8 protein-coding genes and 1 riboswitch are annotated in these 12,265 nt (G+C 32.9%); of the genes, 3 read left to right on the top strand and 5 right to left on the bottom strand.

Annotated elements, in window-relative coordinates; translation table 11 throughout:
- Nucleotides 1-79: 79 nt before the first annotated feature.
- From QZ136_RS03725 to QZ136_RS03735, 3 genes are all read left to right on the top strand, one after another.
- Nucleotides 80-2,089: a hypothetical protein gene (locus tag QZ136_RS03725; protein WP_291400465.1), complete on the top strand. Its 2,010-nt coding sequence runs from the start codon at nucleotides 80-82 to the stop codon at nucleotides 2,087-2,089.
- Between the two features lie 395 nt (nucleotides 2,090-2,484).
- A complete protein-coding gene (locus tag QZ136_RS03730) occupies nucleotides 2,485-7,794 on the top strand; it encodes a DUF4116 domain-containing protein (RefSeq protein ID WP_291400467.1) in 5,310 nt (1,769 codons plus the stop codon).
- Nucleotides 7,787-7,972 (top strand): hypothetical protein, encoded by a 186-nt coding sequence (locus QZ136_RS03735; protein ID WP_291400469.1) that lies wholly within the window; start codon nucleotides 7,787-7,789, stop codon nucleotides 7,970-7,972. Before QZ136_RS03730 ends, QZ136_RS03735 begins: the two co-directional genes overlap by 8 nt.
- A gap of 145 nt (nucleotides 7,973-8,117) precedes the next feature.
- On the opposite strand, the gene QZ136_RS03740 is transcribed toward QZ136_RS03735, so the two are convergent.
- The 5 genes from QZ136_RS03740 to QZ136_RS03760 form a co-directional block, all read right to left on the bottom strand.
- Nucleotides 8,118-8,630: a fasciclin domain-containing protein gene (locus tag QZ136_RS03740; RefSeq protein ID WP_291400475.1), complete on the bottom strand. Its 513-nt coding sequence runs from the start codon at nucleotides 8,628-8,630 to the stop codon at nucleotides 8,118-8,120.
- A 370-nt stretch (nucleotides 8,631-9,000) separates the two neighbouring features.
- Nucleotides 9,001-9,195: a hypothetical protein gene (locus QZ136_RS03745; RefSeq protein ID WP_291400477.1), complete on the bottom strand. Its 195-nt coding sequence runs from the start codon at nucleotides 9,193-9,195 to the stop codon at nucleotides 9,001-9,003.
- A gap of 63 nt (nucleotides 9,196-9,258) precedes the next feature.
- Nucleotides 9,259-9,504 (bottom strand): hypothetical protein, encoded by a 246-nt coding sequence (locus tag QZ136_RS03750; RefSeq protein WP_291400479.1) that lies wholly within the window; start codon nucleotides 9,502-9,504, stop codon nucleotides 9,259-9,261.
- 51 nt (nucleotides 9,505-9,555) lie between these two features.
- A riboswitch (SAM-I-IV-variant riboswitch) is annotated at nucleotides 9,556-9,660 on the bottom strand.
- A 460-nt stretch (nucleotides 9,661-10,120) separates the two neighbouring features.
- Nucleotides 10,121-11,020 carry a PorP/SprF family type IX secretion system membrane protein gene (locus QZ136_RS03755; RefSeq protein WP_291400481.1) on the bottom strand — a complete coding sequence of 300 codons (900 nt, stop codon included), beginning with the start codon at nucleotides 11,018-11,020 and terminating at the stop codon, nucleotides 10,121-10,123.
- Between the two features lie 10 nt (nucleotides 11,021-11,030).
- Nucleotides 11,031-12,265 (bottom strand): gliding motility-associated C-terminal domain-containing protein (locus QZ136_RS03760; RefSeq protein WP_291400483.1); only part of this gene is annotated, 1,235 nt, incomplete at its 5' end.

Here is a 12,265-nt window from a genome sequence, read left to right on the forward strand (position 1 = left end):
TTTAGTTCAAATCTACCATAACAAACTACCAATAAATTATTAATTAGTTAGTGTAATTAATTAGTTTCTCATAAAAAACATGGCTCTTTCCCTACAAGATCAACTTGCAAAAAAAATTAAGGATTTACATCCAACAGCAGAAGTAAAGAAAATCAATAAAGACAATTTTTTGGATATTCATATTCCTTCTGTACATCCAAAAAGAGGAACGCACTTATTCTTCAATACGAGCAAAGATTTAATTAAAACTGGATTTTATTGTCGCGAAGAGGATTTTATCGAGGAAATTTTACAAAGAACTAAAAGTTTGGAGCGCTATAGCCAGGGAATCAGACCTCTTGGCAATCCAGAATTTAATTCCGTAGAGGAAGCTATTTCATCTGCTAATTCCATGCTCAATAATATGGTTAAAGCACCTATTAAAGCATCTAAGGAAGAGCAAAAAGGAGCTAAGCCAACGAAGGAACAAGCTTCAAAAAAAGAATCGGATAAGAGTCTACCAACTCAAAAAGAGGAGGCGAAAGCAAAGCAAAATTCACAAACAAAGTCGGGTCCGAATAAAGCCAATAAAAAAGAATCAAATGAATATTGTTTTGATGATCCTGAATCCTTTCTTACATCAATTCAATTATTAAGAAATTATTATTTAGCACTTTCGAGTAGTTCTAACGGGTTCAGAACCAGTTTTGAGAAATTACTTTTAGACTTTACCAGTTTATCTGTGGTTCCCAAAATTGGAGATGACATATTAAGAATAATGCACGAAGATGGATTTGGTATTGGGGCACTCCTATTGAAACCCATGCATGATGCTGAAAAAATTTATGATGAAGAGTTTGAAACACATAATGAATATGTAAATTATTTAGAAAAGTATGTGTCTGATATTAATGCACTTTCAGACCAAACATTACTATTAGACACAATTAGTTTCCTTATTAAACTTGGAAACATACTTGATGAAAATGAGTCGCCAAGTGGTAATTTATCTGCTCAAGACCGATATTTCCCGGTATTTTTAATCTTAAAAACAAATCCAAATTTAGAACTAAACCGATTGAAATCAGTTCTAAAAGAAATTGACTATAAAGGTGTAGACACACTTTTATTAAAGGCTTCTGGGAATTTTAAGCAACTGAGCGCTGACGAAAAATTTGCTTTAATCTTATATGATTTTATTCTTGTGGATGAGAATCCAGGATTAGATATTAAAATGGATGACATTACGGCTGCCAAGAGTATTTATTCGAGAATTACACAAAATAAAAATGTTGATCAAGTGCTTGGGGGATTTGATGATAATGACTCATTTGAAGTATTCCAATTCTTCAATGTGTATTTTGAAAGGGAAGGTTTTCATAACTTTTGCTTAGAACGTTGGAAAGAATTAACATCGGACTGGAATCCACTAAAACTCCAATTGGTTTTGGGAGCTATAAAACATGACTTCCATCCTTTAACCTATGTTAATAACGAGGTTTTGGATTCATACCTTGAGATTTATGGGGGTGTTGCAACAAAAAACAGTGAGAGTGAGAGTGCAAGCACTAAACCGAATGCTGACAGTAAAAAATCAGCTCCCAAAACTGAAGAAAAACCTAAAAAAGGTAAAAAAGTAAAAATTGGCGATCGCATAGTTATTGATGCATCAACAAATACGCTTATCTGCAATCTATTTCATAAAATATTGTTTGTTATTATTACCACAGGTTCAAATTTTAAACCAGAAGGAGAATATGATGAGGATGAGGATGAAATTTTAAAGTACACCGATGATGCAGTTAATGATGTATCTCAGTCGGCACTTGCCATGGGAAGTTGGTTTAATTATGATGAAGATGATTGCGCTGACTTTGTAAACGAGACCTATGAAATGATTGGAGAATTAAAAAAACAATCGTTCATCTTATCGGATATAACTGCTTCATTCTGCTATATAATCCATGAAAACATTGATACGGAGGAAGGTCGAAATGATATTGTTAGATTCATGATGGATCACGCACAAGTTGATGGGGAAATTGATGAATTAGAAGACATAAATCTTGATTTAAATAAGAGTAAGATTTTATTTGGCAGACTATTTTAATTTATTGATTTCTATTTAAAAATTTATTTTCAGAACTGTTCAAAGCTTTGGATTTAAATTTTTTTTTAAAATTTACGTTTAAAATCATAAAAAGCCACTGAGGACACTTAGTGGCTTTTTATTTTTAGAAACTCTTGCTTGAATTTTAGTCTTATCAATTATAGTATACCTGATGTTGTACTAAATGCTTTTACAAAGAGCAAATATCCGGACTATTGATTTTAAAATAATTGTGAAAATTAATATTAAATTAATTTATTGAATATGAACACAATAAAAATATTTATGAATTTAAAAAGATATATTTATCTTAAACAAAAATCTACCAAGATCATCTAGAATATTAAACAATTAATCTCTTAGGGTAATTTATTAAGCCTATAGCTAAGAAAGACATGGCATCAGAATCATCACACAACTCAAATTCAGGATTAAGTTTACAGGAGCAATTATTTGCTGGCATTAAAGTCGTATTCCCAGATGCTGAAGCAAAGAAAATTAATAAAGATAATTTCCTCGACATCTACATACCAACTGTGAGTCCTGCTAGGGGAACTCATTTATTTTTTAATACCGTTAAAGGAGCAATTAAAATCGGTTATTATACAAGAGATGAGGATTTCATAAATAAGGTTGTTTCTTTGGCATATCAATCCATTGATGCTGCTAGCAATGGCTTGAGAATTAAGGATAATCCTAAATTTGATGATGTAGAATCTGCTGTTGCTGCAGCACTAGATTTCTTGTCAGCCATTTTAAATGAGAAGCTTGACCAACCAATAAATACGTCTGTAAAGCAGGTAACTGAAGTCCCCGAAAAAGAAGAGATTAATCAAGACTTAATTGATGCATTTTTAGAAATATATGGCAATGATGATTTAAGCGAGTTTTTAGAAAATTATTTGGTAGATGGAGAGATTATGGTCCTTACCATTGACTCAGAAGATTTCATAGCTGCCGTTAAGGATGACACTGGTTATAGTGATTTAGTAAACACTTTAGGCAGTGTTGACATGGATTCATGGTCTGATTTAGCAGAACTAATCGGAAAAAAAGAAGCTAATAAGGCAAAAAAAGAATATAAAGATGAAGATCCAAGTGGAATAGTATTATTCTATTGTGATGGCAAATATGTTTATTCATTTTCTAAACCAAAAGAAGAGGATTCTGATGAAGATAATGATGAATTAATAGAAGAAAATGGACCGCTTAAAATTGATAGAGTTACTATCCCTCAAATTCTAGAAGAAATCAATTCTGATAAAACCTTAAAGCATATTCAAATTACCTTTTATACTAGACAATATTCAGATTTGAATTATTCTTTGGTTTACAAAGTAAAAAAATCAAATATTCAGGTTAATCGTGTTAATTGGTTTAATGACTCTTATTGGATAGGTAAAATTGACCGAAAAGAATTAGTTGAAGGGTTAAAAAACTACTATAAGGGTCAATTAAGTAGAAGAGAACTAATTGATGACTATTTCGCTTGGGGTAATGTTGAATATGAATTTGATAGAGCAGGAAATTTAGATAATGGAGTAGAGTTTGAAATTACCGACCTAGATGGCATAACGGATATTCCCAAAAATTTACAAGATGAGGATGGGAATTTAGACGTTTGGGAATTATCTAATTATGTAGCTCCAAGAGAGGAAGATCTTTATGATGATAATGTTGGGGAAGCTTATAGTTATGAGATTTCATTAAATGGAAAAACTTATGAGCTAGTATTAGACGAATTAATTGATGAGTACATTAATCCAGAAGGCGAAGAAGATGAAGAAATAAACGAGTACGAAGATGATGAGGATCAAAACGACGAGGAAGAGGTGCAAGAAGATGATGAGGAGAATGAGGAGGAAGAAGAAGTCTTAACAAACAAGTACCCGATTTCTGATTATAGTGATTTTAAAAAACTGATCGAAATTATAAAAGAAGATATAAATCAGATCCATTTTGCAGATGAGTCCTTACTCAAAAATGAATTAAATTTAAAGGCGTTGATTGAAGTAGATGCTGATATCTTTCCGCTATTAGCCCCAATTTATACAAGCTCGGACGATATCAGAAAATTCGCGGCTGAAAATGGATATTATGACTCAACATTCCTAGAATATATTGACCTAAAGGATCAAGCAAGCTTGTACAAAGTCATAGAATATAATTATAATTATTACGAAAATCTTCCTGATGAGTATAAAAATAAAGAATTAACAAAGATCGCTGTTAAAAATGGATATAATGAAATTACTTTTGATATCCTGCCATCTAATCTCCAAAATGACCCTACATTTTTCAAGGAACTTTTGACTTATCTTAAAGAAGATTCTGAATATAGTATTCCAGGATTGTCATACAGTAAATCTCTTTTGCAGGGTTATCAGCAGTTTTTTAGTGATGACGCTGATTTTATTGTAAAATTTGGATTATTAAAATATGCTGATGATGATTTGTTGAAGGATGAAAAGTTTTGTTTTAATTATCTTAAAGCAAAACCGAATAGTTATAGCACACTTATTAATAAAAACGATGATCTAAAAACTAATGAAGCATTTGCTAAACTAGCTGTGGAAGTGGATGGGGCAATGAATTACCCTGAACTTCCAGATGAATTTAGGCAAAATCGAGAAATTCTAAACATTGCCCTTAAAAGTGCAGATGGTGGTCTAATGTTAACAGAATTACCAGATGAAGTTCTTCTTATTGATGGCAAACTTGATCTAGAATTGGTGATTAGTATCATAAAGGAAAATCCATTTAACATAAGCAAAGTCCCTAATTCATTTATGATGGATAAGGATATTGCCATGCGATACATCCTTGCTGCTAAAGCGCAAAATAATGTTCTATATTATGCTCCAGAGTTTTTAAGAAAGGATAAAGAGTTTGTGGGCAAATTAGTAAATGAAAATATTTTTACCATTGCATTCGCTGATAAGTCCATTTTAGCAGATAGAGAATTCATGAAAGGCATTGTTGCAAAAATGCCAGTATTTATAAAATTCTGCTCTGCGGAGTTAAAAGCTGATAAGCATTTTGTGAAGGAGGCTATCAGTTTAAATGGCATGGTTATCCGTTATATTGACGAAAAGTTATTAACCGATCCAGAGATTTATTGGACCGCACTTCATCAAAATCCAGAATCATATAAACTGCTCCCTTCAGAAATATACAGTGATAAGGCAATTATAGATTATATTTCTAAAATCAATGGTGGGATTTTTAGTGATTTTAGCACATTATCTCACTCTAAAGCAATTAAGTTTAGTTCCATTTTAAATTCAGCCGAAGGTTCCTATACTGAAGAACTAAGGATTATAAAAACCTTAGGAGATAAGCTTAGTACGAATGAGATTTTGGAAATGATTAAAATTGATCCTACCCAAATCGTATTTCTATCCGAGGAGTTTTTGATTAAAAACAAAGATTTATTATTATCAATTTTAGAAATTACCTCCTATCCATTAAAATATAAATCTTGTAGAAAAGCTTTAGGTGAACAAGAAATTAAAAAACAGTTAAAGACTCATTCTTGGGCTCTAAAATATCTTGAAGAAGATGAAACATTATCCAATGAATTCTTAAAAGAATTATTGTCAATTAATGGAAATCTTCTTCAGTTCTTATCGCAAGAACAAAGAAAGGATAATTCTTTTGTTGAAATCGCCTTAAAACGCAATCCTGAGGCTTGTCATTTGGTATCTAAAGAATTTGATTGGACAACGCAAGAGGCTAAGTCTATTGCCAAAAAAATACTATCCATTGATCCGCTTTTACTTAGCTATTTTATAGAGAGGGATCCATCTCCACTTGATGACTTTTTCATACATGCTTATTCTATTGATTCGAATGTTTTAGAGCTGATGGATCATACTTTCTTCGAAGATCCATGGTATTTTGTATCCGATTCAAATGGATCATATCCACTAAGTGAGGATCAATTAACACATGGATTAAATCAAAATGGCCAGGTTTACTATTATGAACCTATTAGCAATACCATAAAAAATGTTTGCTTAGCCATTGAGAGTGGATTAAATCTTAACTGGGAGGAATTATTTACAAATTGGGATAATGATTTACAAATAATAGAAAAAGCCTTCGAGTATTTTCCGACAGAAGAAAACTATAATGCCTTAAAGAAAATATTGGGTAAGAAATTCAATGAAAGCGATTATGTTAATGCACAAGTCGTGCAAAGAGGATTAGAACTATACCCTCTAATTTCTGCAGGTTTAAAGAAAAACCATGAAATAGCACATGCCTATTTAAAATCGGATAATTATGATGATCTGTCATCCAAGTTTGACAACCTCCCAAGTTCATTTAAAAAAGATGAAGCTTTTTTAAGAAGTCTTTCAGGATTAAAAATTGACTTTGAAATATTGGATGGTTTCTTTGATCATAGCATTCTGTATACTGAAGCTTTTTTAATTCCTTACCTAGAATTAAATTTCGAACAGTATACTTATTTGCCCGAAAAACTGCAAAAAACCAAAAATTTGGCAATGCAATATGGGATAAATAACAATGAAGAATCCTATTGGGGATTAACAGAATTGGCTTTACCAGATAAATTAAGTAAAGATAAAGAACTCATCTTAGCAATTGCGAAAGGTAATAAGTCTAGAAATTTAAAATTTGATGATGCTTTACTAAATGATCAAGATTTCTTGTTCAAATTAATTGAGTTTCAGCCACAATTAGTAAAAGCGCTAGAGGAAGAAAATCGGAATTTAACTTTATTAATGAAGTTAATAGAAATTAACATTGATGTATTTGATTATCTGGAATTAGAAGAGAAGTTTATACCTGAAATATTTAATTTCATTGTTGCTCATGATCCTTCGAAAATACGGAACATCGAGTGGTCTTATTCTTTACAAGATTCATTAATCGAAATCACTGAAAAATTAAATATTCTGAACTATGTTAATTTATTTGAAGACAGCGATTTTGGCGATACTCTTTCTGCTAAACATACCTTTGAAAGTATCCTATTAAATAAACAAACCAACGAACACGAAACTGGTGTAGGAACTCAATACTATATAGCTGAACCAGGCACTATTACGCTTGGATATGATAGAAATTGTTACCTAAGTGAAGATGTTGCAGGTGAAGTTTCTGATGAAATAATGCTTGAATTTTTAGAGAGTGACGACTCTTGGTCAGATTATATCTATAGTAATTCTTGGCATGAATGCAGTGATATTTATCATACCTATGGGATGGGTGAGCCAGCCACTGATATGCAATTGCCTAATGGAAAGATTGTAGCTATCTCTTTGAAATATGAACGACCTGATTCAGATAATCTTAAACTATGCTTTAATATTTCAATCAAAGGTAGTTTTGTACACATCGCTGTTTCAGATGAAAAAGCCTATGGTTGGGGCCAATGGAAAAGTTATACCTTAGAGGTTAAGCCTGGTATATTTGATATTAATAATATATCAGTAGAGTTTGATTCAGGTATAGTTTCTTCTTATTCGTATAATTTACCTGATGGCGACTACGACCAATTTGACGAAAAAGAAGATTACACAACTACCGGTCAAGGATTTACCTCTACATTATACTTTAATAATGGTAAAGAGTTAATTGATGCAGATGATATCAAAGATTTGCTAGAAGAAAATGAAATTGACCTTAGGGATATAAAAACGATTAAAGAATTTTTAATGCAGCATTATGAGTGAGAATAATATCCAAGAACTGATTAAAGAAATTGAGGAAATACAAGCCAAAGAGTACCAGAATTCGATTAGTGCAGGGTACAGAAAGGTTAAAGTAAAGACATTACATGATAAGTTAGATGCTTTGAAATACGAGGGGCCACGACCACCTAGGGAGTGGAATCAGATTTTCCGAAGCTAACTAACCTTTTTGCCTTTTAATTTAGCCCAAGGGCTCTACTAGGTGGTATTGCAGGTGCAATAAATCACCTAATCACAATTAACAAAAAAGCCACCAAGTTTATCCTTGGTGGCTTCAAATTTTTAAGATCTTTTACTAAATAAAATTATTTAGGTAAAACAACCGTATCAATTACGTGAATAACGCCATTACTTGCAGCTAAATCGGTAGCAACAACAGTAGCTACACCACCATTTTCATCAGTTAAGATAACTTTACCGTCTTTTAAAGAAGCAACCAAAGTACCACCACTAACAGTTTTAATACTCAATGAACCTTTAGCGTCAGTAATTGCTTTTACAACAGTAGCAGCATTTAAATTACCTGCAACTACGTGATAAGCTAAAACTTTAGCTAAAGTAGCTTTGTTTTCAGCTTTTAATAATGTTTCAACAGTACCTGCTGGTAATTTTGCGAATGCTGCATTTGTTGGAGCAAATACAGTAAAAGGACCAGCGCTTTGTAAAGTAGCAACTAGGTCAGCAGCTGTTACAGCAGCAACTAATGTAGTGTGATCAGCAGATCCTACAGCTACATCAACGATAGTTTTTTGAGCATTAGCAGAAAAAGAGATTGCTACAGCAGCAAATAATGTTAGAGCGATTGATTTAATTTTCATAAGAAATATTTTAATTGGTGAATGCTAAAAACGTGAATTCGTTTTTTTAATTTTTTCTAAAAATACTGATAATTAAGTGGTTAAATCAGAATTCCAGTCCTTTGACAATTGGATTACCTAGGTTTTACAATCACATTACAATCAGCATTATTGGTTTTCACGGCGCTCATTGAGTTAAAAAATAATATTAAGCAGTTTAAAGAATGAATAGAGGCTTTTATAGAAATTATACCTAGAAAATCAATACGATGTAATTTCCTTTACGCTCTCTACCTGACTAACATTGTTACGAAGTTAGGAACGCTTACATTTAATAATCGCTAGATCCTGAAGATCAAATTCATGACCTCCAAATTGATTTAGCGACGCTTTAAAGCTTTTTCCTCCATTTAATAAAGCTTACACTAATAGTAGCATCATTCTGCTCCTCAGAAAGCTCTTTAGGCGTTTCCTTGCTATGCAGATTTTTTGACTCCAAACGACCTCTTATTCTTGCTAATAAATCTGCATACATTAAACCTGGCTTTTTATATTCTTGATTTGAATTTAATTTTTCGTTTTCCATACTCTTCCAATAAAATAAGGCTTATATAAGTCTTTTGTGTATTTTAATTGTTAATTAATACTATTATTCTTTAAAATTTATCACGCCATTTCTTTGAACATCGAGATGAGCGGACATGCCCCTATCTTTAGCAGCTTTAAAAAGAGCAATTAGATAAAGTGACTGTCGGTGAACACCAAATATGCCCTGCTTTTTTGCCTCACTACATTTCTGACTGAGCTCCTCATCATTAAGTTTTTGAAAAGCTTGAAAATAATTTTCAATGATTTCTGCGTCGCCCGCGCGATCTGAATAAATTTGTGATAACATAATGCAAATAATTTAAATGAATAAATATTGCATAACGATAAAATGTGGGGATACAGTTTTTTATTTTGATTCCGTAAATCCGCATCGTTTTACCACCGTGGTGTACTTCACTCGGTTGGTGCCATTTTCAATTAAGATTGGCTCGTAATGCAATACAAAGATAGAAAATTATTTTCGTTAAACAAAATGTTGAGCTTAGAATCGCAGGCTTGTGTGTCTTATCAAATAATCAATTACCTTTATAATATTGACATAAATGGACTATAATTAATCTGATGACCACACTTCAAAAAATTGTTTTAATACTTGTTTCACATCTTTTATTTTTCTGTATAATCGGATACGAAGAAATCCTCAGATACATTGAACATGGAATGCATATTCACAAATATATGAGGCATACCAATTATAATTTCTATCTAGGTTTTTACATAATTAGCTTGGTTTTTGTGGTCTTACCAATTTGCTTAATTATGATAATTAGGAAATATTGGCTCAAGGGGAAAGCTGTATAATAAAAGCGTATAATAAGGTTTCAAGACAGATTTTACAACAAAAAACCTGCCCTATTTTTTCAAATAAGGCAGGTTATTAATTTTAGATTCCTTAATTAGACTTATTTCTTTTTATTAAATAGGTTTTGAACACTTACCTGTAAAGCCAATTCGAATGTACCAAGTACATAATTCGAAATTGGGCTCTGCGCATTATTGTACATCCCTAAAAACTGCCATTCATTTTTATGTAAATAACTGATGCCAAAAGTTGAACTCTTATTGGTATGGTACATCCCCGTAAAGCCAAGCTTGTTATTAGATGTTCTTACTTCCGCACCTATATCCACAATATCTGTATAATTTTTGATGTTACGATAAGCCAACTTAGTATTGATTCGCCACTCTGCCATCGGAATTGAATACGATGTTCCTACATAAAAAAGATTGAAATCGGTGCCCAAATTTAAATCGCCATTATCTTTACTGAACTGCGATTTTAAGTTATAAACTGCACCATCAATGCTAAAGCGATCACTGGTATAGCCAAATCCGAAATCACCATCAATTAATGCTTTACGATCGTTGAAATTGGTAATATTCCTATCATTGGGATCACCAATAATATTTTGAGTGTCGAAATTAACCGTCTGAACGCCCAGATTCATTCCGAAGTGTAGTTTAGAACCCTTATTAACCTGTATAGCATAAGAATAAGTTCCATACATCTTGGTATGACTTATCTCTCCTGCCCTAGCATTAATTACACTTAAACCGGTTCCCACCTTATCTCTGCGGTAGTCCATGGTGAAGTTCTGATCAATAGGTGCTCCCGGCACATTGCTCCACTGATTACGATAGCCCAGATTAACTCGCAAGCCTCCATCCAAACCAGCCATTGCTGGATTAGCAAGGTAACGATTCTGGAAAAATTGGGCATCCAACAAACTGATTTGTGAATACGTATTTAAGCTGTTCAACAGCAAAAAAGAAAGTATAAATAGATAAACTTTAGGTCTCATTATGTATTAATTATTTGTTTGAAAATAGGGTGATGTATCCAATCTTAGGACGTATTCCTGGACCAAGATTAATTACATAATAGTAAGCGCCCTCGTGAAGTGTTTCTCCATTTAACTGACCATTCCAGTTATTCTGGTAATTTCTTACACTATAAATCACTCTTCCTGCTTTATCAAAAATCTTGACTTCATTATTTGGATAAGTGTTTAGGTTTTCAATGGTCCAGAAATCGTTCACACCATCTCCATCGGGACTAAGCACGTTATTGGGCGTAATGTTGTAATCATCAAGAACTATAACTGTAATGTAAACATCCGTAGATACTCCCTGAGCATTTGTTACGCGTACAGTATAGGTTGTAGTCTGAGTCGGATTTGCTATCGGATTCGAAATATTTGTCGCACTTAATCCTGTACTCGGACTCCAAGCATATTTAACGATGTTAGAACCACTTAAATTAAGGTTTGCACTATATCCCTTACTAATGGTAACATTCTGCCCTGTAGCTGATGATTGCTTGTTTTGAGGAAGATTTGCACTACCAAACAATACAGGTGATTGAAGGATAGTAATTCGAATGGCTTTATTGACCGTTAAACCACCTGCATCAGTTGATTTAACAACAATGTCGTAAATATTTTTTGTTGCATGAGTATAAACCACATTAGCCTGTAACTGGTTGCCGCTAATCCTAAATGCTGCAACATCTCCACTTACTAGACTGTAGCTATGCTTATCGCCAGCATCTTCATCTGTACTACTTAAATTACCGATTACTGCACCAACACCATTCTTCTCATAAATGGATATTGTGCTTAATGCGATATTAGTAGGTGCTTCGTTAACGTCAATTACATTTATATTTATTGCCTTTTCAAAAAATAAGCCTCCTTGATCTGTGCTGCGTACTCGAATAGCATATGACGACTTAGTCTCAAAATCTGGACTAGCTGTGATACGTAAATTACTACCACTAATATTAAACGCTCCATTGTCCGTAGCTCCTGTGCCACTTACTAAAGTATATGTGAAGGTACTGCCCGCATCCACATCGCTAGAGCTCAATGAACCAAGGGTTGAATTAGCTGCTACGTTTTCGTTAACGCTATTTGCGCTCAAGGCGATATCGGTTGGCGTTTCGTTTAAGTCAATCACCGTAACAGTAAATGCTTTCTCAAAAAATAAACCACCTTGATCTGTGCTGCGTACTCGAATAGCATATGACGACTTAGTCTCAAAATCTG

Origin of the sequence: Daejeonella sp. (genome assembly GCF_017495225.1) — a bacterium.
Lineage (GTDB): Bacteria > Bacteroidota > Bacteroidia > Sphingobacteriales > Sphingobacteriaceae > Daejeonella.